At 75.4% G+C, this 24,710-nt stretch carries 26 protein-coding genes; 14 read left to right on the top strand and 12 right to left on the bottom strand.

The genetic code is table 11. The annotated features are described in order from the left end of the window. Window positions 1–81: 81 nt before the first annotated feature. Together DSM104329_RS04015 and DSM104329_RS04010 are read right to left on the bottom strand one after the other, a co-directional pair. Complete coding sequence (locus tag DSM104329_RS04015; RefSeq protein WP_259314105.1) at window positions 82–2,943, bottom strand: cation-translocating P-type ATPase; 2,862 nt, start codon at window positions 2,941–2,943, stop codon at window positions 82–84. Window positions 2,944–3,159: 216 nt separating this feature from the next. After that, entirely contained in the window at window positions 3,160–3,327 is a 168-nt protein-coding gene (locus DSM104329_RS04010) for a hypothetical protein (protein WP_259314104.1), read from the bottom strand. A gap of 186 nt (window positions 3,328–3,513) precedes the next feature. Here DSM104329_RS04010 and DSM104329_RS04005 point away from each other — a divergent pair, with 186 nt between their 5' ends. The 4 genes from DSM104329_RS04005 (at window position 3,514) to DSM104329_RS03990 (ending at window position 6,268) form a co-directional block, all read left to right on the top strand. Continuing rightward, complete coding sequence (locus DSM104329_RS04005; protein WP_259314103.1) at window positions 3,514–4,422, top strand: ABC transporter ATP-binding protein; 909 nt, start codon at window positions 3,514–3,516, stop codon at window positions 4,420–4,422. After that, on the top strand, window positions 4,412–5,209 hold the full coding sequence (locus DSM104329_RS04000) for an ABC transporter permease (RefSeq protein ID WP_259314102.1): 798 nt from the start codon (window positions 4,412–4,414) through the stop codon (window positions 5,207–5,209). The genes DSM104329_RS04005 and DSM104329_RS04000 overlap by 11 nt, the downstream gene beginning before the upstream one ends. A 149-nt stretch (window positions 5,210–5,358) precedes the next feature. Next, a complete protein-coding gene (locus tag DSM104329_RS03995; RefSeq protein WP_259314101.1) occupies window positions 5,359–5,949 on the top strand; it encodes a hypothetical protein in 591 nt (196 codons plus the stop codon). Between the two features lie 100 nt (window positions 5,950–6,049). Then, a complete protein-coding gene (locus DSM104329_RS03990) occupies window positions 6,050–6,268 on the top strand; it encodes a DUF1918 domain-containing protein (RefSeq protein WP_259314100.1) in 219 nt (72 codons plus the stop codon). Window positions 6,269–6,332: 64 nt separating this feature from the next. Here the strand turns inward: DSM104329_RS03990 and DSM104329_RS03985 are convergent, their stop codons facing one another. The 5 genes from DSM104329_RS03985 to DSM104329_RS03965 all read right to left on the bottom strand — a co-directional run bounded on the left by DSM104329_RS03985 (window position 6,333) and on the right by DSM104329_RS03965 (window position 9,256). Next, window positions 6,333–6,485: a hypothetical protein gene (locus DSM104329_RS03985; protein ID WP_259314099.1), complete on the bottom strand. Its 153-nt coding sequence runs from the start codon at window positions 6,483–6,485 to the stop codon at window positions 6,333–6,335. Window positions 6,486–6,731: 246 nt separating this feature from the next. After that, entirely contained in the window at window positions 6,732–7,337 is a 606-nt protein-coding gene (locus DSM104329_RS03980) for a ferric reductase-like transmembrane domain-containing protein (RefSeq protein WP_259314098.1), read from the bottom strand. Beyond that, complete coding sequence (locus DSM104329_RS03975; protein ID WP_259314097.1) at window positions 7,334–8,329, bottom strand: FAD:protein FMN transferase; 996 nt, start codon at window positions 8,327–8,329, stop codon at window positions 7,334–7,336. Before DSM104329_RS03975 ends, DSM104329_RS03980 begins: the two co-directional genes overlap by 4 nt. Next, window positions 8,326–8,760 (bottom strand): hypothetical protein, encoded by a 435-nt coding sequence (locus DSM104329_RS03970; RefSeq protein WP_259314096.1) that lies wholly within the window; start codon window positions 8,758–8,760, stop codon window positions 8,326–8,328. The genes DSM104329_RS03975 and DSM104329_RS03970 overlap by 4 nt, the downstream gene beginning before the upstream one ends. Continuing rightward, a complete protein-coding gene (locus DSM104329_RS03965; RefSeq protein ID WP_259314095.1) occupies window positions 8,753–9,256 on the bottom strand; it encodes a hypothetical protein in 504 nt (167 codons plus the stop codon). The genes DSM104329_RS03970 and DSM104329_RS03965 overlap by 8 nt, the downstream gene beginning before the upstream one ends. A gap of 252 nt (window positions 9,257–9,508) precedes the next feature. Between DSM104329_RS03965 and DSM104329_RS03960 the strand changes: the two genes are divergently transcribed. The 9 genes from DSM104329_RS03960 to DSM104329_RS03920 all read left to right on the top strand — a co-directional run bounded on the left by DSM104329_RS03960 (window position 9,509) and on the right by DSM104329_RS03920 (window position 19,267). After that, a complete protein-coding gene (locus DSM104329_RS03960) occupies window positions 9,509–10,261 on the top strand; it encodes a response regulator transcription factor (RefSeq protein ID WP_259314094.1) in 753 nt (250 codons plus the stop codon). A 4-nt stretch (window positions 10,262–10,265) separates the two neighbouring features. After that, a complete protein-coding gene (locus DSM104329_RS03955) occupies window positions 10,266–11,711 on the top strand; it encodes a sensor histidine kinase (RefSeq protein WP_259314093.1) in 1,446 nt (481 codons plus the stop codon). Beyond that, the gene (locus DSM104329_RS03950) at window positions 11,708–12,295 is read left to right on the top strand and encodes a hypothetical protein (protein WP_259314092.1); all 588 of its coding nucleotides are present in this window, start codon (window positions 11,708–11,710) and stop codon (window positions 12,293–12,295) included. The genes DSM104329_RS03955 and DSM104329_RS03950 overlap by 4 nt, the downstream gene beginning before the upstream one ends. Window positions 12,296–12,415: 120 nt before the next feature. After that, window positions 12,416–13,342: a universal stress protein gene (locus DSM104329_RS03945; protein WP_259314091.1), complete on the top strand. Its 927-nt coding sequence runs from the start codon at window positions 12,416–12,418 to the stop codon at window positions 13,340–13,342. A gap of 4 nt (window positions 13,343–13,346) precedes the next feature. Beyond that, the gene (locus DSM104329_RS03940; RefSeq protein WP_259314090.1) at window positions 13,347–14,207 is read left to right on the top strand and encodes a CBS domain-containing protein; all 861 of its coding nucleotides are present in this window, start codon (window positions 13,347–13,349) and stop codon (window positions 14,205–14,207) included. A 65-nt stretch (window positions 14,208–14,272) separates the two neighbouring features. After that, the gene (locus DSM104329_RS03935) at window positions 14,273–15,592 is read left to right on the top strand and encodes a sulfatase family protein (protein WP_259314089.1); all 1,320 of its coding nucleotides are present in this window, start codon (window positions 14,273–14,275) and stop codon (window positions 15,590–15,592) included. A 312-nt stretch (window positions 15,593–15,904) separates the two neighbouring features. Then, complete coding sequence (locus DSM104329_RS03930) at window positions 15,905–16,801, top strand: universal stress protein (RefSeq protein ID WP_259314088.1); 897 nt, start codon at window positions 15,905–15,907, stop codon at window positions 16,799–16,801. Between the two features lie 77 nt (window positions 16,802–16,878). Beyond that, on the top strand, window positions 16,879–18,585 hold the full coding sequence (locus tag DSM104329_RS03925; RefSeq protein ID WP_259314087.1) for a GAF domain-containing sensor histidine kinase: 1,707 nt from the start codon (window positions 16,879–16,881) through the stop codon (window positions 18,583–18,585). Window positions 18,586–18,613: 28 nt separating this feature from the next. Beyond that, on the top strand, window positions 18,614–19,267 hold the full coding sequence (locus DSM104329_RS03920; protein ID WP_259314086.1) for a response regulator transcription factor: 654 nt from the start codon (window positions 18,614–18,616) through the stop codon (window positions 19,265–19,267). Between the two features lie 13 nt (window positions 19,268–19,280). On the opposite strand, the gene DSM104329_RS03915 is transcribed toward DSM104329_RS03920, so the two are convergent. The 4 genes from DSM104329_RS03915 to DSM104329_RS03900 form a co-directional block, all read right to left on the bottom strand. Then, complete coding sequence (locus DSM104329_RS03915) at window positions 19,281–20,153, bottom strand: universal stress protein (RefSeq protein WP_259314085.1); 873 nt, start codon at window positions 20,151–20,153, stop codon at window positions 19,281–19,283. Continuing rightward, entirely contained in the window at window positions 20,071–21,078 is a 1,008-nt protein-coding gene (locus tag DSM104329_RS03910; protein WP_259314084.1) for an ArsA-related P-loop ATPase, read from the bottom strand. The genes DSM104329_RS03915 and DSM104329_RS03910 overlap by 83 nt, the downstream gene beginning before the upstream one ends. After that, window positions 21,075–21,407 carry a Rossmann-fold NAD(P)-binding domain-containing protein gene (locus DSM104329_RS03905; protein ID WP_259314083.1) on the bottom strand — a complete coding sequence of 111 codons (333 nt, stop codon included), beginning with the start codon at window positions 21,405–21,407 and terminating at the stop codon, window positions 21,075–21,077. The genes DSM104329_RS03910 and DSM104329_RS03905 overlap by 4 nt, the downstream gene beginning before the upstream one ends. Before the next feature lie 77 nt (window positions 21,408–21,484). Next, the gene (locus tag DSM104329_RS03900; RefSeq protein ID WP_259314082.1) at window positions 21,485–21,748 is read right to left on the bottom strand and encodes a hypothetical protein; all 264 of its coding nucleotides are present in this window, start codon (window positions 21,746–21,748) and stop codon (window positions 21,485–21,487) included. A 330-nt stretch (window positions 21,749–22,078) separates the two neighbouring features. Here DSM104329_RS03900 and DSM104329_RS03895 point away from each other — a divergent pair, with 330 nt between their 5' ends. Continuing rightward, window positions 22,079–23,956: a hypothetical protein gene (locus DSM104329_RS03895; protein ID WP_259314081.1), complete on the top strand. Its 1,878-nt coding sequence runs from the start codon at window positions 22,079–22,081 to the stop codon at window positions 23,954–23,956. A gap of 98 nt (window positions 23,957–24,054) precedes the next feature. Here the strand turns inward: DSM104329_RS03895 and DSM104329_RS03890 are convergent, their stop codons facing one another. Next, window positions 24,055–24,645, bottom strand: a complete 591-nt coding sequence (locus DSM104329_RS03890) for a M20/M25/M40 family metallo-hydrolase (RefSeq protein WP_259314080.1) — start codon at window positions 24,643–24,645, stop codon at window positions 24,055–24,057. Between the last annotated feature and the right edge of the window lie 65 nt (window positions 24,646–24,710).

The raw sequence follows: 24,710 nt of genomic DNA, 5'->3' as shown, positions 1-24,710 counted from the left end.
GCCGCGCCGCCGGTTCGCGGCCGACGATCCGCCCGGCGCCGAAGGTTCGATGCGACCTCATGGCCGGACGGTGCCCTGACCTTACGAGCGGTTCGCGCGCGCGTCTTGCCGATCCGCCTCCAAGCAGTTGCCCACATCCGCACACCGGGCCGGCCGCCGGCGCAGCCACCAGCGCCGCAGCTCGTCGACGCCCCACACGATGACGGGGAAGGTGGCCAGGACGGCGAGCTCGGCGGGCCCGAGCGGGGCGCTGTCGAACACCGGCTGCAGGAACGGCAGGTAGATGATCGCTGCGGCGAAGGCCAGCTCGAAGGCGATCCCCCACAGCAGCAGGCGGTTGGTGGTCAGGCCGATCGTGCGCAACGAAGCCCGCTCCGTCCGGCAGGCGAACGCGGCCCCGACCTGGCACGCCACGATGCCCGCGAACGTCATCGTCATCGCGGTCAGGTGCGCGTCGTGCAACGGCGTTCCGGCGCCCGTGGGGTCACCGAGGGTCCAGCCTTCGCGCAGCAGCACCCACAGGAAGCCGCCGAGCACCAGCGCCGCCTCGACGATGCCCAGCCACAGCCATGCCCGCGTGAGCACGGAGCGGTCGAGCAGCCCCGCGTCACGCCTGCGCGGGGGGCGGCGCATGATGTCCGGCTCGCCGGGCTCCCGGCCCAGGGCCAGCGCCGGGACGGTCTCCGTGCCGAGGTCGATGGCCAGGATCATCAGCGCCGTCAGGGGCAGCGGGATCGCGCCGCCGGCGAGCGCGAAGACGATGAACGGCACGACCTCCGGCGTGGCGTGCGCGAAGACGTACGTGATGAACTTGCGGACGTTGTCGTAGACGACCCGGCCCTCCTCGACCGCGGCGGCGATCGAGGCGAAGCTGTCGTCGGTGAGGACCATCGTCGCCGCCTCGCGGGCGACGTCGGTCCCGGAGGCGCCCATCGCGATGCCGATGTCGGCGCGCCGCAGGGCCGGAGCGTCGTTGACGCCATCGCCGGTCATCGCCACCACATGGCCCTGCGAGCGCAGCGAGTCGACGATCCGCAGCTTCGTCTCCGGATTGCTGCGCGCGACGATGAGGTCGTCGGTGGTGCGCAGCAGCGCGTCGAGCTCCGGCTCGGGCAGGCCCTCGAGGTCCGGGCCCGCGACGACGACCGGGTCGCCGTCGGTGATCCCGACCTGCCGGGCGATCGCCGCGACCGTTGCCCCGTGGTCGCCGGTGATGACGATGATCCGCAGGCCCGCCGCCCTGCAGAGCGCCACGGCCTCGGCCACGCCCGCGCGGGGCGGGTCCTCGAGCGCGCACAGGCCGAGGAAGACGAGCGCGGCCTCGGCCGCGTCGCGCGGCGCCTCGCCGGCGCCGTCCTCCGCGCGCCGCTCGGCGAGCCCGAGCACGCGCAGCCCCTGCGCCGCGTAGCGCTCGAACGTCGCGGCGACGCGCGCGCGGTCCTCGCCGGTCAGCGGCCGGTCGCCGGCGGCGGTGCGGATGGCGACGCACCGGTCGAGCAGCTCGAGCGGTGCGCCCTTCGCGTGCCACCACGGACCGTCCGGCTCGTGGTCGAGCGTGGTCATGCGCTTGCGCCGCGCGTCGAAGTGCAGCAGCCGCGCTCGCGCCGCGTCGCGCTCGTCCTGGAGCCCGGCGATGTCGGCCCCGGCGAGCGCCGCCCCGACCAGCAGGGCGGACTCGGTGGGGTCGCCCGTCCGCTCCCAGCCGCCGGCCACCTCGCGCGCCGAGGCGTTGTTGCAGCGCACCGCGGTCTGCAGCAGCCCCGACCACGGTTCGCCGTCGAACGGGTCACGGCCCGGCGCTCGCTCGCCCGCGTCGGTCCACCACAGCTTCACCGCCATCCGCCCCTCGGTCAGCGTCCCGGTCTTGTCGGTGCAGATGACGTCCGTGGAGCCGAGCGTCTCCACGGCCGGCAGACGCTTGATGAGCGCCCGGCGGCGCGCCATCCGCCGTGCCCCCACGGCGAGCGCGAGCGTGATCGTCGGCAGCAGGCCCTCGGGCACGTTGGCGACCAGCAGACCGATCGCGAAGTTCAGCGAGTCGCCCAGCGACAGGCCGGCGGCCAGCGTGCCCACGGCGAACAGCACGATGCCGCTGAGCACGCCGAAGACGGCGATGAGCTTCGCCGCGTGGTTGACCTGGCGCTGCAGCGGGGTCAGCTCGGTCCCGACGCGCTGGCTCAGCGCGGCGATCCGGCCGAGCTGCGTCGCCATGCCCGTCGCGTAGACCACGCCGACCGCCTCGCCGCCCGTGCACAGCGTGCCGGTGAACAGCAGATCCTCGGCCTCGATGCGCATCGCCGCCGGCCGCGATCGCGCCGCCGTGCGCAGCACGGGCTGCGACTCGCCGGTCAGCGGCGACATGTCGACCTCGACCGCGCCGTCGAGGAGCCGCACGTCCGCCGCCAGCCGCTCTCCCTCGCCGACGAGCACGATGTCGCCCGGCACGAGCGCCGCCGCCTCGATCTCGCTCGCCTGCCCGTCGCGCCGCACGCGCACCCGCGCCGAGATGTACTCCCGCAGCGCCTCGGTCGCGCGCTCGGCCTGGCGCTCCTGCAGCAGCGCGAAGACGGCGTTGAGCAGGATGACTGCGACGATCACGATCGCCACCGCGTAGGACCCCTCGACGACCGCGAACCCGGACGCCGCCCACAGCAGCAGCGCGAGCGGATCCATGAGCTGGCGGACGATCCGCCGCCACAACCGCTCGCCCTCGACCCGGCGGATCTCGTTCGGGCCGTGCTGCGCCAGGCGGCGCTCGGCCTCCCGCGCGCCGAGGCCGCCGGCGGCCGTCCCCAGGTCGGCGAGGAGCCGGTCGGCCCGCTCCTCGGGGTCCAGGGCGGCCAGGAGCCGCTCGGCCCGCTCCTCGGGGTCCAGGGCGGCCGGGAGCCGCTCGGCCCGCTCCTCGGGGTCCAGGGCGGCGGACGTGCGGCCTCCGGTCGGCATCGCGCCTACACGCTCGGGCGCGACGTGCTCATCGTGGCGGTTCGGGGCGTGGGGCGGGTCCGCACGCCGCGCCAGGCGAGCAGGAGCCCGTCCACGGGCCCGCCGGCCGAGGCGGCCCGGAAGCGCTCAGCGGTCTGGCCGGCCTGGCCGGCCGAGCCGCGCCGCCTTCGGTCGCGCGCGTCGACGGTGCCGGCCTGGGGAGAGGATCGTCGACCGTCATGCCGCGCGGCCCTTGCGCGTCCCGCCGGCATGCGACGCGCCCAGGTCGAGCGCGATGGCGAGGATGAGCGTCGCGGTCCACGCGTTGACGGGGTCGAGGACCAGCGGCTCCCCGCCGCCGACGTTGTTGGCGATCAGCCAGATCACGAACCAGATCAAGGTCATCGGCGTTCTCTCAGCAGTCGAGGGCGTCCAGTCCATCACGATGCTCGACGAGCACGGCGGCGCGATCATCGGTACTTCGACCGCGATCGCCTGCGGGCACGTGCGCCGTTCCTCAGTAGTCCCCCGGCGACATCCCGCGGGATGGCCCGGGTTGGCCGCTCCCGGAGCGCGGCCTACGGTGGACGCATGCGCACGGACCACGCGATCGAGACCCTGCGCCTCACCAAGCGCTACGGCCGCCATGAGGCGCTGCGGAACGTCGACCTGCTGGTGGGGCGCCAGGAGGTCTTCGGGCTCATCGGCCCCAACGGCGCCGGCAAGACCACGCTGATCCGCGTGCTGGTGGACCTGATCCGCCCCACCTCGGGGACCGCGGCGGTGCTGGGATGCGACAGCCGGCGCCAGGGTGTCGCGCTGCGGTCCCGGGTCGGCTACCTGCCTGGCGACCTCGCGCTCTACGACGACCTCACCGCCGCCGAGCACCTCAGGCTCCTGGCTCGGCTTCGCCGCCGGCCCGAGCTGGACCCGCGCCCGCTGGCCGATCGCCTGGGCCTCGACCTGCACCGGCCGATCAGAGCGCTGTCCAAGGGCAACCGGCAGAAGGTCGGCCTCGTCCAGGCGTTCATGCACGAGCCGGAGCTGCTGATCCTCGACGAGCCGACCTCGGGCCTGGACCCGCTCGTGCAGCACGAGTTCGTCGCGATGGTCGAGGAGGCGCGCGGGGACGGCGCCACGATCTTCCTCTCGTCCCACGTCCTCAGCGAGGTCGAGCGCGTCGCCGACCGGGTCGGGCTCGTACGCGACGGCTCGCTGGTGACGGTGGAAGACCTCGGGCAGCTGAAGGCGCGCATGACCCGCCGCATCGAGCTGCATCTCGCCGGCCCGGCTCCTCCCGGCGCCTTCGCCGGGATCCCCGGCGTGCGCTCGGTGGAGCAGCGCGGCGACGTCGTCCGGCTCGTCGTGAGCGGTCCGGTCGACGCGGTGGTCAAGACGGCCGCGCGCTTCGACGTGGTCTCGATCTCCAGCCACGACCCGGACCTCGAGGACGTCTTCCTGGAGCTCTACGACGGCGAGGAGGCCCCGCTTGCCGTCTGAGCTCGTCCTTCACACGCTGCGCGAGCGCCGCCGCTCGACGGTCGCCTGGGCGCTCGGCCTCGCGTTCCTCGTCGCCGTCATCTGCGCGTACTGGCCGTCGGTGCGCGGCAGCGCGGACGTGCAGAACTTCGTCCGCGACCTCCCCGAAGGCTTGCGCTCGGTGCTCGGCGAGGCGGACTACACCACCGCGACCGGGTTCCTCGCCGCCGAGCTCTTCTCGTTCATGGTCCCGCTGCTCATGCTGATCGCCGCGGTCGGAATCGGGGCGCGCGCCGTGGCCGGCGAGGAGGAGCGCGGCACCGCCGACCTGCTCTTCACCGCGCCGGTCAGCCGTACCCGCATCCTGCTCGCCAAGGCGGCGGGCGGGACCGCCGCCGTCGCGCTCCTCGGGCTCGCGCTGTTCGCCGCGCTCGCGATCGGCGCGCCGCTCGCCGGCATGGACGACGTCTCGACCGGCCGCATCGCGCAGGCGTCCCTGTCGACGGTGCTGCTCGCGCTCGTGTACGGCGCGCTGGCGCTGGCCGTCAGCTGCGCGACCGGCAAGCGGCCGCTCGCGATCGGGGTCGCCGCCGCGGCGGCGGTCGCCGCGTTCCTGCTCACCGGCCTGGCGCCCGTGGTCAAGAGCCTCGACGGCTGGGACCGGCTCTCGCCGTGGTCCTGGTACGACGGCGCGGACGTCCTGCGCTTCGGCATCGGCATCGGCGACGTCGCGCTGCTGGTCGGCGTCGCCGGCGCGCTGCTGGCCGTCGCGGCGTTCGCGCTGCAGCGGCGCGACCTGTCGATCTGACGACGCCCGGCCGGCACCACGGCTACGAGCGCGACGACCCTCGCGGCGTCCGCAGCTCTCGCGGACCCGGATCCGTGATCGTCACCGATGCCGCCGGCGCCGGCAACGCCGACGATGGTTGGGTACCGCGATTGCAGGAGAGGAAGGCCATGTCCACCGTCCCTTCCGGCCCGGAGCTGTCCGAAGCGCGCCGGCTCGCCCTGAGCACGCTGTCCGAGGCCGCCTCGAGCGCGCGTCTCACCCTCGGCGAGTACGCGCAACGCGCTGACGCCGTCCACCGGGCCGCCGACGCCGGCGACGTCGCCGCGGCCCTCGCCGACGTCCGCGAGCCCGGCGCCGGCCTCGCCGGCGAGAGCCGGTCCTGGCTGGTCGGCATCCTCAGCGGGACCGAGCAGCGCGGCCGGTGGCGGCTCGCCGCGCGGCTGCGGATCGTCGCCCTGCTGGGCGGGGTCAAGCTCGATCTCGGGGCTGCCGAGGTGCAGGCGCCCGTGTCCACGATCACCGTCCTCGCCATCCTGGGCGGCGCGGAGATCTCCGCGCCGGCCGGCGTGTCGGTCCAGTTGTCCGGCGCGTCGCTGTTCGGCGGCCGCGGCGACGAGCGCTCGCCCGGCCCGCCGCTGCCGGGGTCGCCGCTGATCCGCGTGCGGTCGTTCGCCCTGTTCGGCGGCGTGAAGGTCACGCAGGCTCGGCCCCGGGCCGGCGCGGGCCAGCCGGACCCGGCGCGAGGGACGCTGTCATGAAGGCGCATGGGCACACCGGCCAGACCGACGATGGTGTCGCCATGCGCGAGGGCGGGCTCGCCGGTCGCGCCGTCATCCGTCCGCACGGGAGGGCCGGCGCATGACCGACCACCCGCTGAACGGCGAGGCGGCGCCAGGTGACTGGATCGTCGCCCGAGGGCTGCCCGGCCGGTCGCCGCGCAAGGGCCTCATCGTGGTGGTTCTCGGCGAGGGCGCGCACGAGCACTACCTCGTCAAGTGGGACGAACAGCACGAGTCGATCTTCTTCCCGGCCGACGGCGTCGGGCTGCTGCGCGAGGGCGAGGATGTCGACGGTTGAGTGGGCGCGCCAGCGCTGGCTGACCCACCGCGGGCAGCGAACCGGCCCCGCGATGCGACGCGCCTCAGGCGCACAGGAGATCGAACTCGCCGATCACGCCTTCCGGGTGTTCGCCGTCGCCGCGTGCCACGTACAGCCGCCGCACGCCGACGACACCAGCTCGCATGACAGACGGGACCTCGGCATCGAGTGCAGCACCCATCTCCGGCGAGATCACCGTGCGGCCCACGCTCCGGTACACGGCGCCGGACGGTGCGTCGCCGGCTCCGTAGTCTCCCTTCATCCGATCCGCATCCCGCGCGGCGCTCTCGAGGAGTCTGCGCGGACGCTGACGGCCAGGACCGTGGCCGAGGATGCCTTCACCGATCGCCCGGCCCGGACGCCGGGCGCCACGAAGGATGCGTTGTGTCGCTGCTCATCGGCATCGGACCACGGCCCGCGCTCGGTGGTCTTCGCCATGCGATCACCGCCTTACCGGTTGGGTGATCGCCCGCGGCGCGCCGGCCGATGGCGTACGGCGCGGGGCGCGCCGGCGCCCCGCGCGGATGCGGGCAGCGAACAGCACGGCGACCGGGACGGCCGAGGCCAGGAGCGGCACACGCAGCCACGTCGAGCCGGCGTCGGTTCCCGAGCCGAGGGCGTGGATGAGCGCGAGCACGTAGACGAGCGGCGTCAGCCGATGGGCCATGCGCCAGCGCCGCGGCGACAGGCGCCGGCGGGCGTAGTACGTGAGGCCGAGGACGGCCGCCAACTCGCCGGCGATCACGCCGAGGCCCGTGAAGGCGGGCCGGTAGCTCATCGTGAACGGGAGGGCGAGGCCGGTCAGGCCCGGGCGCAGCCACGGGTCGCCCAGCAGGGTGACGCCGTGAAGCGCGATGGCGACGAGTCCGGCGAGGGCGGTCTGCTCGTGGATCGCCTTGACGACCCGCGCCATGCCCGGACGGCGCGTGAGGCGGCCGCCGAGGGTGAGGCCGAGCAGCACGGCGACGGTGACGAGGACCATCGCGACGATGCCGGCCGAGCGGCTCGCGAGCCACCAGCCGTAGTCCAGCGGATCGGGACCCCTCATGCGGCCGCCGTGCGATACCGGCTCAGGTCGCCCGCGCCGACCGGGATGCCGCCGGCGAGCGGCCCGACGGCCTGCACCCCGCCGTGCTCGTCGAACAGCAGGCCGCCGTGCTCGCGCAGCCACGAGCGCCCTCGGGCCGGGCCGCTCAGCAGCGCCGCCTTGGCGAGCGTCTCGGCTTCGAGCGCCGTGGGGGCCACGGCGGTGACCCCGACGATGCCGGTCCACGCCGGCTCGCCCGTCGACGGGTCGAGCAGATGATGGGCGTGGCGGCTGTCCCGGGTGCGCCAGAGGCGCACGTTGAGTCCGGACGTGGCGATCGCGCCCGGGCCGATCTCGAGGGCGTCGGCGACGCCGCCGGTCAGTGGGTGCTCGACCTCGATCGGCTGAGGCGCGCCGTCGGCGTCCGTGCCGCCGAAGCGGATGTCGCCGCCGCAGTCGACCACGAAGCGCGGGAGGCCCGCGAGGCGGTGGGCGACCGCGTCGGCCGCGAGGCCCTTGCCGGAGCCGCCCGTGTCGAGGCGCAGGCCAGGTGGGCGCTCGATCGCCTGCTCGCCGACCCGGACGGCGCGCCACGGGGCCGCCGGGTGCGGGCGGGCGGGACGCCGCGGCGGCGCCTGGGCGAGCGCGTCGGCGAGTGGGGCGGGCGTGAGGCCGGCGCGGCTCGCGACGTATCCGGCGCGCTCGATCGCGGCGACGAGCGTTGGATCGACGAGGCCGCCGGTGCGCTCCGCGCTCCAGAGCGCGGCCTCGACCCCCGCACGCAGGAGCGGCGATGCGGGCACGACGCGACGCGGATCGGCGTTCAGCGCGCACAGCTCGCTGTCGTCATGGAAGCGCGACAGCGCGCGGGCGTAGTGCTCGATCCACGCTCGGGCGTCGTCGAGGAGCCGACGCGCGCGGCGCTCGCCGGCCGGCCCGGGAGACGGCGTGGCGAGCAGCCGCACGTCGCTGCCCATGCTGGGGAAGGCGAGCTCGATGGTGGCCGGGGTCATGAGCTGCGGGTCTGGACCGGGGCCGGCGCCGGCGCCGGCGCGGGGGCGGGGGCGGGGGCCGCGGGCGCCGGGGACGGGGCGGGCGGGGCCGACGTGGTGGCGGGAGGTGCCGGCGGGGCCGCCGAAGCGGCCGGGGTCGGCGCGATGCCGACGCCTCCGCCGGCGCCCGCGGGGACGGCGACCGGCGGCGGCGGGTCCTCGATGACCTTCACCTTCGTCACGATCACCCGCCGGTGGATGCGACGGATGAGGACCGGCCGGGCCGGGGGCGCCGCCTTGACCTCGGCGCCCAGCGCCGGGTCCCGGCCGGCGCGCATCTGCACGGCCAGCAGGGCGAGCACGGCGGCGAACAGGACGAGCACCGACAGCGCGACGGGCTTGGCCGATGGCGGCCGCGGAAGCCGCCGGCGGGGGTTGGGAGGCTCAGTCATCGCCGCCCTCGTGCTCGCGCTCGCCGCCCTGGTGCTCGTGCTCGCCGCCCTCGACCTCGTGGCCTCCGGCGCGGCTGCCGGTCGAGCCGCTCGAGCGCGTGCGCACCGGCGCCGGATGGGTCTGGGCGACCGGTACCACGGCCGGGGTGGGCGCGGGCGCCGGAGCGGGAGCGGGAGCGGGAGCAGCGTAGGTCGCGGAGGTCGCGTCGGGCACCGACCCCTGCGCCACCCCGGTGGACGCCGGGCCGCCCGCGGCCGGCGCCGAGGCTGCCTTCGCCTCGGGAGCCGCCGCCTTCGGGCGGTGGCGCTTGACGTGGACCCGGCGCGTGCGATGGATCGTGCGGGTGACGACCTCTGTGCGCACGATGGGCCCGGCCGTGGGCGCGGGGGCCGAGGCGTTCGTCGCGGGGGTCGGGTCGTTGAGCAGGGCGGCTCCGCCGAGTCCGGCGAGGCCGGCGACGGTCGCTGCGGCGGCGGTGGTGGCGATGGATGGCACCGGGACGTTCCTCCGAAGGGCGAGATGACAGTGCCCGCACCCTGCCCACGGCCCGGTCAGCTGCCGGCGAACCCCGAGCAAAATGCCGGTAAAACCTCTCCGCGTCCCGCCCTTCCCCGGCACCCGCCCGCCAGGATGGGTCCATGACCGCGCCCGCTCGCCCGCGCATCCGCCGCCCATGACCACGCCCGCCCGCCCGCCCGCGCATCCGCCGCCCATGACCACGCCCGCCCGCCCGCGCATCCGCCGCCCATGACCACGCCCGCCCGCCCGCCCGCGCATCCGCCGCCCATGACCACGCCCGCCCGTCCGCGCATCCTGTTCGTCGAGGACGAGGCCTCCATCGCGGAGCCCTTCGCGTCCGCCCTGCGACGCTCGGGGTTCGACCCCGAGCTCGTCGGCACGGCGGCCGGAGCGCTGAGCGCCGCACAGCGCGACCCGCCCGACCTCGTGCTGCTCGACCTCAACCTGCCCGACGGCGACGGTCGCGACGTCTGCCGCGCGCTGCGCCAGGACTCCGACGTTCCGATCGTCATGCTCACCGCGCGCGGGACGGAGCTCGACAGGGTGATCGGCCTCGAGCTCGGCGCCGACGACTACGTCGTCAAGCCGTTCAGCGCGGCGGAGGTCGTCGCGCGCATCCGCGCCGTCCTGCGCCGGCCACGCCATCAGCCGGCCGCACCGCCGATCCGGGTCGGCGATCTGGCGATCGACGTCGCCGGGCGGCGGGCGACGGTCGCCGGCGGCGGGATCGAGCTCTCGCGCAAGGAGTTCGACCTGCTCGTCCGCCTGGCCCGCGATGCGGGGCGGGTCGTGACGCGCGAGCAGCTCATGACCGACGTGTGGGACACCAACTGGTTCGGGTCGACGAAGACGCTCGACGTCCACGTCGGGTGGCTGCGGCGCAAGCTCGGCGGCGGCGCCCGCGGCGGCGGCGGCGGCGGCGAGGCGTGGATCGAGACGGTGCGCGGCGTCGGCTACCGCTTCCGGGGCACGGACGGGTGACCTGATGCGACTGCGCACGCGCCTGCTGCTCGCACTGACGTACGTCCTGCTGCTCGCGGTGATCTCGCTCGGGCTGCCGCTCGCGCTGAGCCTGCGCAGCCGGGTCGACGCAGAGGTGCGCTCGCAGGCCGAGAGCCAGGCCGACCTGGTGGCCGCCACCGCGTCCGACCTGCTGGCGCCGTCCCAGCGCGGCCGGCTGGACCGGCTCGTGTCGACCGCGGCGGCCGACGTGCGCGGACGGGTGATCGTCGTCGACGCGGACGGACGGGTGCTGGCCGACAGCGCCGGCTCGGGTCGGGGCGCGTCCTACGGCACCCGGCCGGAGATCGCCTCCGCGCTCGGTGGGCGGCGCTCGCAGATCCGGCGTCACAGCGACTCCCTCGGCACCGACCTCCTCGCCACCGCCGTGCCGATCCTGGGTTCGGGGCGGACCGCCGGCGCGGTCCGCGTGACCCAGGGGGTCGACGAGGTCGGCCGCGCCGTCCGGCGCATCACGATCGAGCTGGCGCTGCTCGCGGCGCTCGTCCTCGCGCTCGGCATGGCGGCCGGTCTGCTGATCGCGCGCAGCGTCGCGCGGCCGATCGTGCGCCTCGAGGACGCCGCCCGTCGCGTGGCCGACGGGGACCTCTCGGTGCGCGTGCCGACCGACGAGGGCAGCGCGGAGCAGCGCTCGCTGGCCCGGTCGTTCAACGAGATGACCGCGCGGCTGTCGCGCGCGCTCGACCGCCAGCGCGAGTTCGTCGCCGACGCCTCCCACCAGCTCCGCACGCCGCTGACCGGCGTCCGCCTCCGGGTCGAGGAGGCGCAGGCGCTGGGCGTGAGCCCCGCCGCCGCGCACGAGCTCGACGGCGCGGAGGCCGAGGTCGACCGCATGGCTCAGCTCGTCGACGAGCTGCTCCTCCTCTCGCGAGCCGGCGAGCACGAGCTCCCCGCCGGCCGCCTCGTGCTGGGCGACGTGGCGGCGCGCGCGGCCGAGCGCTGGACGCCGGTCGCGGCGGCGGCCGGCCTGGAGTTGACCGCCGTCGCGGGCGACGCCGCGCCCGCGGCCTGGGCGCCGGCGGCGGAGCTCGACCGCGCCCTCGACTCGCTCGTGGAGAACGCCGTGCGCTACGCCTCGCCGGCCACCGCCGTCGAGATCGCGGCGCTGGCGGGTGCGATCGAGGTCCGCGACCGCGGCCCGGGAATCGATCCCGCTGAGCGCGAGCTCGTATGGGAGCGCTTCCATCGCGGCCGCGCCGGCCGGCAGGCCTCCGGCGGCACCGGCCTCGGGCTGCCGATCGCCCGCGAGCTGGCGCGGGGCTGGGGCGGCGAGGCCACGCTGCGTCCCCGTCCGGGCGGCGGCGCGATCGCGCGGCTCGACGTTCCCCCCGCCGCCCCGGACCCGGGGCGACGCCCATCGCCGGGCCGCCGGCGCTCCCCCGCCACCGCGCCGCCCGAGGTCCCGGCGTGACCCGCGGCCGCCGCGCGGTCCTCGGGTGGCTGACGCTGGCGTTGGCCGGCCTGGCGATGGCCGTGGGTGTGACCTATGCGGCCACGCGCCTCGTCGGCGAGCACATCGGCCTCTCCGCGGAGCCGCGGCTGGAGGGCGCGCGGCTGGTCGCCCCTCCGTCGAGCCCGCAGACCGGCGTAGCCCGCGCCGATGCCGTACGCGCGGCCCAGCGGGCGGCGCGCAGCGGCGCCGCAAGCCTCGGCGCGGGTGCGGGCGCCTCGACGGGACAGGCCCGGACAGGCTCGATCGGCGCCCCGACCGCCGGCGCGCCGGCGACCGGCGCCACCGGGACCGGCTCCTCCGGCCCCGGCGGCGCGCTCTCGCCCGGCGGCGGCGCATCCTCGTCACCGGGTGCCCCGGCCACGTCGCCGCGCGCGCCGGCCACGACCCGGACCATCCCACCCACCAGGACCGTCTCGCCCTCGGCCACGACGACGCGGCCATCCTCCGGCGGCGAGCGCTCCGACGACGGCGGCGGCGGCGGCGGCAGCGACGGCAGCGACGACGCGCGGGGCGGCGGAAGGGCGGGCGGAAGCGACGACTGACCGGATCCGCGGGCGATCGTGCGGGATTTCCACACCGACGGCCCGGAAGACCGCCGATGGACGCTCGCCCCGCCCCGCGTAGGCTCGAGATCGATCGCTCCCGTCGGAAGGTGTTCGCTCATGTTCTCGACCATCGTCATCGGCTTCGACGCGTCCCCCCAGGCGCACGACGCGCTCGCGCTCACGCAGGCGCTCGCGGGACCCGCCACCGAGATCGTCGTCTGCTGCGTCCACCCGCCCGAGATCTCCGACGATCCGATCTCCGAGGAGAGCCTCGCGGTCCAGGCCCACGAGCGCCTGAAGGAGGCCCGGGCCCGACTCGGGGACCGGCCGAACACGCGCTACGAGGTGCGCGGCGCCTTCTCCGCGGGCGCCGGCCTGCACGACGAGACCGAGCGCTCGGCCGCGGATCTGCTCGTCGTCGGCAGCTCGCACCGCGGCGCCATCGGCCGCGTGATCCCCGGCTCGGTGACGCGACAGGTCCTGCACGCCGCTCCCTGCGCCGTCGCCGTCGCGCCCGCCGGCCTGCGCGATCACCCGCCCGAGCTGCGACGCATCGGCATCGCCTTCACCGATCAGCCCGAATCCGCCCAAGCCCTCCAGCGCGCGGCGCAGATCGCCCGCGACCACCAGGCCAAGCTCACCGTCCTCACGGTGGTCGACATCACCGGCGTCGCCGACGGCTGGGCCAGCGCCTGGATCTATCCCGACGTCCGCGACGACATGCACGAGGCCGCGAAGGATGCAGGGACCAGAGCGTTGGCCGGGCTCGAGGGGGTGGACGCCACGCTCGAGGTCATCGACGGGTTGACGGCGCAGGAGCTGGTCCTCGCCAGCGGCCGGCTGGACCTGCTCGTCATGGGCTCCCGAGGCTACGGGCCGCTGCGCCGCGCGCTGGTGGGCACGGTCGCGGGCCGCGTCGCCGAGGCCGCCGCCTGCCCGGTCCTGATCACGCCCCGCGCCGCGTCCGCGTCCGCGTCCCTGGCCGACGACCCAGGCGGTGGCGAGCAGGCGGGCGCGGCCGTCCCCCCGGCCGGCCGCGGCTGACGAGATGCCGGACCGCGCGCCCACCGCCCTCACGAACCTCACCGTCGGGTTCGCGATGCACCCCGGCGTGCTCAGCGCGCCCGCGGGCGCCGGCCTGCGCACCGTCGCCGCCGTCATGGCGGCGCACCAGGTCCACGGGGTCATGGTCGACGGCGACGGCCGGCCCCGGATGACCTCCGACCTCGACGTGCTCGCGGCCGCCGTCAGCGGCGGCCCGGGCTCCCGGGCGAACGCCGGCGGCAATCCGGTCCCCATCCTCACCCCCGAGACGCCGCTCGCGACCGCCGCGCGCGCACTCGTCGACGCCGAGGCGACCCACGCGCTCGTCCAGGGGCCGAGCGACGATGCGCCCCGCGGCGTCCTGTCCGCCTTCGACGTGGTCGCGATGATCGGCGGCATCGACCCGCGCAGCGCGGGGCGACCGCGACCCCACCCCGCCCGCCCGGCGCTGAGCGAGCGCCGGCTCGAACGCGCTCGAGCCCGCGACGTCGCGCATCTCGGCATGATCGCGGTCTCTCCGGCCACGTCCGTGCACGACCTCGCCGCGATCCTGGCCCGCCACCGCATCCATTGCGCGACGGTCATGGGACGGCCGCCCGCGGCCGCCGGCGGGCACCTCGGCTGGTCCGTCGCCTCCGACCTCGACGTCCTCGGCGCGGTCGTCGGCGGCCAGGGCGACGCCCGCGCGCGCGACATCGCCGCCACCGAGCCGTTGACCGTCGACTCCAACGACCCGCTCGACGTCGTCGCCGGGCGCCTCGTCGAGCACGCGACGAGCCACGCCGTCGTGACGGACGCCGAGGGCTGGCCGATGGGCATCGTCTCGACCCTCGACGTGATCGGCGTCCTCGCCATCGGCGCCTGATCTCGCCGGGTGCGCCGCGACCACACGGCCGCCGGCGCCGGACGCGCGCGGTAACGTCGCGCCCCATGGCGCTGCGGCCCAACGTCCTGTATCTGCATTCGCATGACACCGGGCGCTGGATCCAGCCGTACGGCCATCCGGTGCAGACCCCGAACCTCCAGCACCTCGCCGACCAGGGCGTGCTGTTCCGCCAGGCGTTCTGCGCCGTGCCGACCTGCTCGGGCAGCCGTGCCGCGCTCCTCACCGGCCAGTACGGCCACAACAACGGCATGATCGGGCTCGCGCACCGCGGCTTCGCGCTCAACGACCCCCGCCAGCACATCGTGCACACGCTGCGCGAGGCGGGCTACTGGTCGGCGATGATCGGCGAGCAGCACATCGCCCGCGACCCGGCCGCGATCGGCTACGACCGCGTCTACAAGGTCCCGACGACCCACGTCGCGAGCGTCGCGCCGATCGCGATCGACGTCCTCTCGAACCGCCCGCCGCAGCCCTTCTTCCTCTCGGTCGGCTTCTTCGAGACGCACCGCGACTTCTTCGCCCCGTCCGCGGTCCGTGACGCGCTGACCAGCCTGCCGCCCGCCAATCTCCCCGACGCGCCGGAGACCCGCCGGGACATGGCCGGCTTCAAGGCGAGCGCGCGCATCCTCGACCAGGGCGTCGGCGCGGTCCTGCAGGCGCTCGACCTCCACGGGCTCGCCGAGAGCACGCTCGTCGTCTTCACCACCGACCACGGCATCGCGTTCCCCGGCGCCAAGGCCACGCTCTATGACCGCGGGCTCGGCGTGGCCCTCATCCTCGCCGGGCCCGGCGGCTTCGGCGGCGGGCGCGTGATCGACGCGCTCGTCTCCCACCTCGACCTCTACCCCACGCTCTGCGACCTCGCGGGCGTCGAGCACCCGCCGTTCGTGCAGGGGCGGTCGCTGCTGCCGCTGGCCCGCCGGGAGACCGGCGCGCTCCATGAGGCGATCTTCGCCGAGGCGACGTTCCACACGGCCTACGAGCCGCAGCGCGCCGTCCGCACGGAGCGCTTCAAGTACATCCGTCGCTTCGGCGACCGCGACCTGCCGGTCCTGGCGAACACCGACGACGGACCCAGCAAGGAGCTGCTGCTGCGCTACGGGTGGGCCGACCGGCACGTCGACCGCGAACAGCTGTACGACCTGATCTTCGACCCGGACGAGGGCGACAACCTGGCCGCCGATCCGGCCTACGCCGACGTGCGCCGGGAGCTCGCCGCGCGGCTCGAGCGCTGGATGCGCGAGACCCGTGATCCGCTGCTCGACGGCCCGGTGCCGGCGCCGCCGGGCGCCGAGATCAACCTGCCCGACCAGGTGTCGTCGTCCGAGCCGACGACGCGCATCGCCGGCCCGGGGACACCGTAGCCCGCGCTCCGGCGCTGCGGAGAAGTGCGGATCGGCCTCGGGGCGACGGGCGGATGCCGGGTCGCCCGCGCGCTGGGATCGTCGTGTCCGACCCGCCCGTGGAGGTATGAGTCGTGAAGGCCGCCGTGGTTCACCGTTCGATCAGCCGCTGTCCATCGAGGACGTGCCCGTCCGGGAGCCTGGCTGCGATCGGGTGGCGGCAGGGAGGGCGACCTCGGTGGGCTCGTCAACCTGGCGCCTGGATGCGCCTGCACCTCGATTCCACCGGCAGCGCGTGAGCCGCGTTGCACCAATAGTCCCGGAGGCCATCTCATGTCCCAGACCATCCTCGTAGGCGTCGACGAACGCGATGCAGCGCGCGACGCCGTGGCGCTCGGGGCCACGCTGGCCGGGGCCCTCGGCGCCGAGCTGGCGATCGTGCACGTCTATCCGTTCGACCCGCTCGCGGACTCCATCGCCCTCGGCGGGCCGCCTGTCGCGCCGCTCGAGCAGGAGTCCCAGGACATCGTCGACCGGGCCGGCGAGGGATGTCCCCTGCCGTACCGGCGCATCGTCGACTCCCACAGGTCCACCGTCGGCGGCCTCCACGACGCGGCGGTCCGCACGCAGGCCGAGATCCTCGTCGTCGGCTCGAGCCACCGCGGCAGCGTGGGGCGCATCGCGCTCGGCTCGCACACCGAGCGTGTGCTGCACGGCGCGCCCTGCGCGGTGGCCGTCGCGCCCCGCGGGCTGGCCGCGGCCGCCTGGCGGCCCGCGCGCATCGCCGCGGGCTACGACGGCTCGCCGGACGCCGCGCACGCGGTCGAGACGGCCCGCCGGATCGCCGCCGCGACCGGCGGCACGCTGTACCTCATGACGGCGCTGGACTCGGCCCCGGCGGGGTGGGAGCGCTACAACGACCGCCCCGACCGGCGCGCCGACCAAGAGCGCATGCGCGAGCGTGCCGAGCACGCCCTGGGCGAGGTGGCCGGGGAGGGCGAGGAGACCGACGTGCGGGTCGGCGACGCGGTCGAGCAGCTGCTGATGCTGTCGCACCGCACCGACCTGCTGGTCCTCGGATCGCGCGGCTACGGGCCGGTTCGGCGGGTGCTCGCCGGTGCGACCGCCCATCGCGTGGTGCGTGAGGCGGCGTGCCCGGTGATCGTCGTTCCGCGCAGCGCCCACGAGCGGGAGGCGGCGCCCGAGGCCGTCGCCGAAACCAGCGTCTGAGCAGACGTAGTCGCACACCGGCGCGGCGACGTCCGGTCTCCGCGCGGCGGACGGCGGCCGTATGCTGGCTCTTCGACATGCTCGAGGAAGCTCGCCTGCGCAGAGTGGTGGACGTCAGCCGGACCGTCGTGTCCGAACTGGACCTCGAGACGGTGCTGCAGCGCGTGCTCGAGGAGGCGCGCGAGCTCACCGGCGCCCGCTACGCCGCGCTCGGCATCCTCGACGAGGAGCGCCGGCAGCTCGAGCGCTTCCTGACCATCGGCATCGACCCCGAGGCGCACGGGGCGATCGGCGACCTGCCGCGCGGTCGGGGCGTGCTGGGCGTCCTGATCCGCGACCCCAAGCCGCTGCGCCTCGACGATGTCGGCGAGCACGCACGCTCGTACGGGTTCCCGCTCGGCCATCCGCCGATGGGGTCGTTCCTCGGCGTGCCGATCCTCGTCCGCGGGGAAGCCTGGGGCAACCTGTACCTCACCGACAAGCAGGGCGCCGCCGGCTTCGACGAGGCCGACGAGGAGGCGATCGTCCTGCTCGCCGGTTGGGCGGGCGTGGCCATCGACAACGCCCGGGCCTACAGCAACGAGCACGCGCGGCGGGCCGAGCTCGAGCACGCCGTCAACGCCATGGAGGCGACCGCGGCGATCGCACGCGCGGTCGGTGGCGAGACCGACCTCAACCGGGTCCTGGAGCTCGTCGTCAAGCGTGCGCGCGCCCTCGTCGACGCCCGCGGCATGCTGATCCTGCTGGCGGTCGGCGACGAGCTCGAGGTCACCGCGGTCGCCGGGCGGCTCGCCCCGGATCTCCCCGGTACGCGCGTGCCGCTGGAGGGGTCGGTCAGTGGATCGGTGATGAGCTCGGGCCGCTCGATGCGGCTGCACAACCTCTCCGAGCAGCTGCGCTTCACGCTGGCGGATCGCATCGACGCGACGACCGGGCTCATGGTGCCCCTGCAGTTCCGCGGCCGGCGGCTCGGCGTGCTCGCGGCGTTCGACCGCGGGGAGCGTGAGGAGTTCACCGCCGAGGACGAGCATCTCCTCGAGAGCTTCGCCGCCAGCGCCGCGACCGCGGTGGCGACCGCCCAGAACGTCGCCGCGCAGGGCCTGCGGCGCAGCATCGAGGCCTCCGAGCGCGAGCGCCAGCGCTGGGCCCGGGAGCTGCATGACGAGACGCTGCAGTCCCTCGCCGGGCTGAAGGTCATGCTGTCCGGCGCCCGCCGCCAGCAGGACCCCGAGACCGTCGGTCGAGTCCTCGAAACGGCCGTCGACCAGATCGGCGACGCGATCGCGGCGCTGCGGCGCCTCATCACCGACCTGCGCCCCGCCGCGCTGGACGAGTTCGGGACGGCGGCCGCGCTCGAGGGGCTCGTCGAGCGCGTCGGGCAGACGTCGGGCCTCAACATCAACCTGCATGCGGACCTCGCCTACGAGCAGGGCCGCGCGGAGAGCCGGCACCCGGCGGTCGTCGAGGACGCGGTGTACCGCATCGTGCAGGAGGCGCTCACCAACGTCGTCAAGCATGCGCGCGCGACCAAGGTCACCGTGACGGTCGTGGAGGACGAGCATGGCGCGATCCGGCTCGCCGTCGCCGACGACGGGGTCGGCATCGGCGGGACCGCCGGCGACGACGCCCGAGAGCGACACGAAGGGTTCGGGCTCGTGGGCATGCGCGAGCGCGTCGACCTCGTCCACGGAACCCTCAGCGTCGAACCGGGTGAGCGCGGCGGGACGGTCGTGCGCGCCTTCCTTCCGCCGAGCGACCAGGTCGTGCAGGCCGTCGCGGGGTGAGCCGTCGCGTCCGTTATGGTCGCACGTCGTGAGCGAGGAACAGACTGAGATCCGGATCGTGCTGGCCGACGATCACGCGGTGGTCCGCAGCGGCCTGCGGTTCGTGCTGGAGCACGAGGACGAGATGGAGGTCATCGCCGAGGCGGGCGATCTCGCCGAGACCTTGCGCAAGGTGCGGGCGATCCGTCCCGACGTGCTCGTGCTCGACCTCAACCTGGGCGACGAGTCGAGCCTGCCGTCCATCCCGCAGCTGCGCGAGGACGTGCCGGGGACCGCGATCGTCGTGCTGACGATGCAGAACGAACCCCGCTTCGCGCGCGAGGCGCTCCAGTCGGGCGCGTCCGGCTACGTCCTCAAGGAGGCCGCCGACGACGAGCTCGTCGAGGCGGTTCGTGCCGCGGCGAGGGGCGACACGTACCTGAACCCGAAGCTCGGGGCCCGGCTCGCCGCGGAACCCGCCATGCCGGCCGCCCCCGCGGACGACCTGAGCGATCGCGAGGTCGAGGTCCTGCGCCTCATCGCCCTCGGCAACACGAACTCCGAGATCGCCGAGCAGCTGTTCCTCAGCGTCCGCACCGTCGAGTCGCACCGCGCGCACATCCAGCGCAAGCTCGGGCGCACGACGCGCGCCGAGCTCGTCGCCTACGCGCTCGAACGCAACCTGATCGGCCCCGGCGCGTAGCGCGGCGGTTCGCTCACTCCCCCGCGCGCGGACAGAGCACCAGCGGGCAGGCCGCCGCGGTCGCGACGCGGGCGGCGACGCTGCCGACCACGAGCCGGCCGACCGGGCCGTATCCGCGCGATCCGAGGACGAGGACGTCCACCTGCTCCGAGACGCGCACCAGCTCCGTCGCCGGATCGCCCTCGAGCACCTCCTCGGTCACCCGGCGCGGCGCCTCGTGCAGCGCACCCCGCGCGGCGGCGAGCTCCTCGCGCATCGTGGCGACCGCATCCGCCACGTACTCGGGATAGATCCAGTCCCCGGCCCAGCCGAACGTCCGCTCCACCGGCTCCACGACCGCGAACGCGCGCAGCACCGCCCGCTGCTCGACGGCGAGGCGCGCGGCGCGCTGGAGCGCCCCGGCCGACTCGGGACCGCCGTCGAAGCCGGCGCCGACGCTCTGGATGCGGCCGGGCCGGTTCTCCGAGAACCCGATCGGCGCGACCGCGACCGCGCACGGCGCGGCCGACAGCACCTGTGCCGCGGTCGTCCCGGGCAGGATGCGGCGCAGGGCCCCGCGATGCGACGAGCCGACCACGACGAGCTCAGCGTCGGCCTCCTCGGCGACTTCGTGCAGCGCCGCAGCCGCCGATCGCGCGGCGCGCGTGACGAAGCGCACGCCGGTCCGCCCGTGGAGGCGCTCCGCCGCGACGGCGAGGCGCGCCTCCGCGTCGTCGCGGCCGGACGCCCCGTACTCGGGCGGCGTCACCCGCGCCGACAGCGAGCCGGCCCGGTACGCGCAGACCAACACGATCTCCGTCGTATCACCGGCAAGCAGCTCCGCAAGCGCCAGCGCGTCCCGGGCGGGGCCCGAATCGTCGAAGCCGACCACGATCTGCGCGCACACCGGTCCAATCGTAGGTTGGGCGCCAGAGCAACTGGCTCAACGCCGTCAGCTCACGGAGCCCCAGCGCGCCGGCGGCGACGAACGGCAGCTCCACGATCGGCGAGGAGACGCCGGCGCGCAGCCGCTCGAACTGACGTGCCTGCGATCGCGCGCGGTCGCAGGCCAGCTGCACGACCTGCTCGGCCGCATCGAGCGTCGGGTCGCGCGCAGCGTCGACCGCGCGGCGCAGGCGCCGCAGGTCCAAGGCGGTGAAGCGGTCGGGGAGGACCTGGTTGACGACGACCAGGTCGGGCCGGCGGCCGACGATCTCCTCGGCGCGGCCTGCGAACTCGAGCGTCTCGCTCACGCAGAGCTCGGTCAGCAGCGTCGTGACGACCACGGCGCTGCTCGACGGATCCGCCACGGCGTCGCGCAACTGCGCAGCCTCGACGCCGACCGGGCCCGCCCGCCCCAGCGCCGCGTACGTCGACGGCGCGCGGAGCATTCCCTCGGCCTGCCCGGTCGATGGCCCGTCGAGCACCACCGACTCGAACGCCTCGCGGTGGCGACGTGGATCGGCCCGGGTCAGGTCCCATGCCTTGCCGAGCGTGATCAGCTCCAGCGCGCCGGGCGCGGCCGCGACGAAGTAGCCGAACGTCTGGGGCCGCGTGAGCAGCGCCGCACCGGGGCCGCCGATCAATCGCGAGAGCCATTCGCGCAGCGCCAGGCGCGGATCGATCGACATCGTCGCGATCGCCGTCTCGGACCCCAGGAGCCGCGGCACCTGCGTGTGGCCCGAGACCTCGCAGGCGACCGTGGCTCGTCCCATCCGCCTGGCCGCGAGGGCGAGCGCCGCCGCCGCGGTCGTCTTGCCCGTGCCGCCCTTGCCGGTGACGAACACCAGGCGCCGCGACAGCGCCGCCGCGGCGGGGCCGGACCCGCTCATCGCGGCCGGCCGGCCGGCTCGACGTCCACGTGCAGGCCCTCTGAGCCGGACCGACGGGCAGTCGAGTGCTCGATCCGGTGCAGCAGGCTGTGCAGACACGACGGGTCCGTGTCGGAGAACGTCAGGGGCTCCGGGTACGTGGCGGCCGCCGCTGCGCCGGTGGCGACCACGAGCGAGTCGTACTCGAGCTCTCCGCCGTCGGGCGCCACCAGCGTGACGCGCAGCCGGTCTTCGCCGGCCTCGCGCAACGCCATGATCGACGCCATGGCGCCCATGCCACCGCCGGCCACGACGACGCGCCGCGGCGTGGGATGCGCAAGGGCGGACATGCCGCGATGTTCGGCCGCGGGGCGCTTCCCCGCATCGGGGGGCTGCACTCTTCGAGGCTCCGTAGTGGCCCGCAGGCTCAGCGGGCCCAGCGGCCCGTCGCCCGGCGTTGCCTCGGCCAGCCGGCCCCGCCGTGGGCGCCGAGCGCGCGGCGGACCTGGGCGAGCTCTGTCGCGAAGCCCTCGAGTGCCTGGTTGAGCGGACGCGGGACGGAATCGCCGCGAGCGACATGCGCATCCGCGCGGGCGCGCAGCTCCCGCATCACCTGGCCGATGCGGTGCTCGCGGTGACGCAGCCGGTCCTCGGCGAGCCCGCGGCCGATGCCCACGGGTTCCGGCGGCACGCACTGGGGAGGCTTCGCCGCATACGTGGGATCCGCGCCGCTCATGATCCGAGCGTTCCAGCCTTCGGGCGCCCCGCCATCCGCAGGTATCCCGTCCCTGGTTCGGAAAAACCCGGACCGGAATGTCGAGCGTGACGTCAGGTGACGAGGTTCAGGATGCTGCCCGTAGCTCTCACCGAGCCCAGCGTCGCGGCGACGCCGCCCGCAGACGATGTCGGACGGTCTACTGTTCCCCAACGCTGCAGGACGACGGCGGGCGCGCGAGCGGCGACTGTGGCGCGCGAGCCCGGGGAGGTGGGCAGCCTCGTGAGGCAAACCGCGATGATCCGCATGAGCCGCAGGGCCGCGCTCCTGGCGGCGGTCCTCTCGGCCGGGGCGGCGGGGCTCTGCGCCGCCGCGCTTGGCGCCCCGGCACCGTCCGGCGACGCAGCCGGTTCGGGGTGGCCGGCCCTCAGTCGCAGGATCGCGGCGCACTGGCCAGGCGCACAGCGCGAGAACGGCGCCTACTTCGACCCGGGCCTCGGCTGCGCGGGCTGCGCCCGCTACGGCGAGGCGTTCCTGGCCTACGGCCTGCTGCTCAACGGCGTGCGCGACCACGACGCGGCGATGGTCCGGTCGGCGCTGCAGGCGATCGACTATGCGATCGCGAAATATCCCACCCCGCCGCAGGGGTGCCCGGACGGCAGCCCCTTCGAGGACCTGGCGCTCGCGGCCTCCTACAACCTGATGCGACGCAACCAGACGTACCGCTCGCTGTTCGCGCCGCGCCGCGCCGCGTGGGCCCAGCACCTGCGCCGCGTCCAGTGGCGCCACATCGGCGGCAGCCGCTACTGCAACAAGACGCTCGTTGAGAGCGTCATGACGCTCGAGCTGCTGCGGACGGGGCTGACGTGCACGTGCCCCGGCGCAGTCCTGCACGACCGGGCACGAGCGCGGTCGGCGGTCGAGTTCATCGTCAACCACAACCTCGTCCAGTACACCGCGGCGCACGGCCAATCGCTCGGTGGTGGGCTGCGCGGCGTCGTGCTCTCCGATCCTCCTGCCCATCCGCGGGCCTACGTGGGCCTCTCGCTCGGCATGTACGCGCGCGCGATCGAGCTGCTCGGACGACGCGCGTCGTCCCGCGCGCGGCGCGTGCTGCTCTACATGGCCAACGCACAGTGGGCGGCCGCCGCGCCCGACGGCGCGACCGCATACTGGGGCCGCAGCCAGGAGGAGGCCTGGGCGGCGTCGCTGACCGCCTACGGTGCCGAGGTGGCCGCGCGCTTCGCAACGTCCAAGCGCGCCCGCGCCCGCTACGTCGCCCTGGCCAACCGCGAGATCGACCGCATCGAGCTCGTCCACGGCTTCGGCGGAGTCGGGCTGAACATCGTCCCGGCCGCCCGCGAGGACCCGACCGCGGTGCGCCGCGTCGACGAGTACGCGTCGAACATCCCATACATCGGTCTGACGCTGGCCGGCCTCGACTGGGCGATCGCCGCGCGGACGCCGGGCCGGACGGCGTCCGGCATCGCGGCCGACACCGTCAGCAGCCGCGTGCTCGGCACCGGCTCGAGCCGCTTCGCCGTCGTCCGCCGCCCGACCACGTGGTACGCGGTCCGGATGACGTCCGGCTATGAGCCGACGACATCGCGGCCGGCGTCCGACTTTCGCTACGACTTCGGCCTCGTCGAGCTCAAGCAGCTGCGCGAGGGCCGCTGGATCGAGGCGGTCCCGCAGCGCCCGTACACCCACCGGCTCCACCATCCCGACTCCGCCGGACCGGTGCTCCTGCACCGCAGCGCGCGGCTCATGCCGTTCGGCACCAGCATCCACGCGCACCGCAACGGCACCGTGAGCCTCGGCGGCGGGTTCGCGACGCCCGCCGGGGCGGTCGTGCGCCGGACGCGCTTCGTCTACCGCCCGCAGGACGGCGGGCTGGTGCTGCGCTGGCGGACGCACCGCGGCGACCGTTATGAGGTCTCCCGCTTCATCCGGTCCCCGCACGGGCCGTTCACGTCCGGGCTCGACGCCCACCTCCGGCGGGAGCGCCGCATCGTCGTGGCCCGCCGTCGCGTCCTCGAGGTGCGCTATCCCGGCGCGCCCGCCTTGCAAGGCGGCTGCATCGAGAGCAGGCTTGCAGCCGATCAGCCATGCCCCACGCCCTCCTCCTCCGGCGCGTCGCCTGGCCCGCCGTCGGCGCCGTCGCAGTCGCCGTCGCCCGGCTGATCGGCACCGGCGATATCGCGGACCCGGCGTGGCCGCTGCCAGCGTCCGGTTCGCCGGCGCCCGCGTCGTCGGCGGCGTAGCCGGATCACGCAGGCGATTCACACCACCGCGCCGGCCGACAGCGCGCGCAGCGTCCGCGCCAGCACGCGGGCGCCGAGCTCGCAGTCGGCCGCGTCGGTCCACTCGCGCGGGGTGTGGCTGAGGCCGCCCCGGCTCGGCACGAAGAGCATGCCGGCCGGGGCGCGCGGCGCCACGTTCATGGCGTCGTGCCCCGCCCCGCTGAACATCCGCAGCGCCGGCACGCCCTCCTCGGCGGCCGCGGCCTCGATCGCGGCGATCACCCGGGGGTCCATCGCGACCGGCGCCACGGCGTAGTGGCGTTCGATCGTCGCCTCCAGCCGCTCCTCCCGGGCGATCCGCTCGACCAGCTCGCGCACCCAGGCCTGCCGGCGCTCGTGCTCCTCGACGGCATGACGGCCTCGACCGCGGCCAGGACGCCCAGCGCCCCGTCGAAGCGACCGCCGCGGGGCACCGTGTCGAGATGCGACGCCGCCATCACCGGCGCCCCTGAGCCGCTGCCCTCCCAGCGCGCGATCATGTTGCCCGCCTCGTCGTGCTCGACCGTGAGGCCGAGCCCGGTGAGCTCCTCGGCGACGGCCGCGGTCGCCTCCGCGAGCTCGGGCGTCCACGCCAGGCGCGTGACGCCCTCGCCGTCGCGGCCGATCCGCGACAGCCGCTCCAGCGCGCCGGCGAG

Source organism: Capillimicrobium parvum, assembly GCF_021172045.1.
GTDB classification, from domain to species: Bacteria; Actinomycetota; Thermoleophilia; order Solirubrobacterales; family Solirubrobacteraceae; genus Capillimicrobium; species Capillimicrobium parvum.
The sequence above is the reverse complement of the archived record's forward strand: the minus strand, read 5'-3'. Positions and strand labels throughout refer to the sequence as shown.

Excerpts from the sequence above, each read along its gene's own strand:
- DSM104329_RS04015 (WP_259314105.1), bottom strand. The coding sequence starts at position 2,943 with ATGCCGACCGGAGGCCGCACGTCCGCCGCCCTGGACCCCGAGGAGCGG.
- DSM104329_RS04010 (WP_259314104.1), bottom strand. The coding sequence starts at position 3,327 with ATGACCTTGATCTGGTTCGTGATCTGGCTGATCGCCAACAACGTCGGC.
- DSM104329_RS04005 (WP_259314103.1), top strand. The coding sequence starts at position 3,514 with ATGCGCACGGACCACGCGATCGAGACCCTGCGCCTCACCAAGCGCTAC.
- DSM104329_RS03995 (WP_259314101.1), top strand. The coding sequence starts at position 5,359 with ATGTCCACCGTCCCTTCCGGCCCGGAGCTGTCCGAAGCGCGCCGGCTC.
- DSM104329_RS03990 (WP_259314100.1), top strand. The coding sequence starts at position 6,050 with ATGACCGACCACCCGCTGAACGGCGAGGCGGCGCCAGGTGACTGGATC.
- DSM104329_RS03980 (WP_259314098.1), bottom strand. The coding sequence starts at position 7,337 with ATGAGGGGTCCCGATCCGCTGGACTACGGCTGGTGGCTCGCGAGCCGC.
- DSM104329_RS03975 (WP_259314097.1), bottom strand. The coding sequence starts at position 8,329 with ATGACCCCGGCCACCATCGAGCTCGCCTTCCCCAGCATGGGCAGCGAC.
- DSM104329_RS03970 (WP_259314096.1), bottom strand. The coding sequence starts at position 8,760 with ATGACTGAGCCTCCCAACCCCCGCCGGCGGCTTCCGCGGCCGCCATCG.
- DSM104329_RS03960 (WP_259314094.1), top strand. The coding sequence starts at position 9,509 with ATGACCACGCCCGCCCGCCCGCCCGCGCATCCGCCGCCCATGACCACG.
- DSM104329_RS03955 (WP_259314093.1), top strand. The coding sequence starts at position 10,266 with ATGCGACTGCGCACGCGCCTGCTGCTCGCACTGACGTACGTCCTGCTG.
- DSM104329_RS03945 (WP_259314091.1), top strand. The coding sequence starts at position 12,416 with ATGTTCTCGACCATCGTCATCGGCTTCGACGCGTCCCCCCAGGCGCAC.
- DSM104329_RS03940 (WP_259314090.1), top strand. The coding sequence starts at position 13,347 with ATGCCGGACCGCGCGCCCACCGCCCTCACGAACCTCACCGTCGGGTTC.
- DSM104329_RS03935 (WP_259314089.1), top strand. The coding sequence starts at position 14,273 with ATGGCGCTGCGGCCCAACGTCCTGTATCTGCATTCGCATGACACCGGG.
- DSM104329_RS03930 (WP_259314088.1), top strand. The coding sequence starts at position 15,905 with ATGTCCCAGACCATCCTCGTAGGCGTCGACGAACGCGATGCAGCGCGC.
- DSM104329_RS03925 (WP_259314087.1), top strand. The coding sequence starts at position 16,879 with ATGCTCGAGGAAGCTCGCCTGCGCAGAGTGGTGGACGTCAGCCGGACC.
- DSM104329_RS03910 (WP_259314084.1), bottom strand. The coding sequence starts at position 21,078 with ATGAGCGGGTCCGGCCCCGCCGCGGCGGCGCTGTCGCGGCGCCTGGTG.
- DSM104329_RS03905 (WP_259314083.1), bottom strand. The coding sequence starts at position 21,407 with ATGTCCGCCCTTGCGCATCCCACGCCGCGGCGCGTCGTCGTGGCCGGC.
- DSM104329_RS03895 (WP_259314081.1), top strand. The coding sequence starts at position 22,079 with ATGAGCCGCAGGGCCGCGCTCCTGGCGGCGGTCCTCTCGGCCGGGGCG.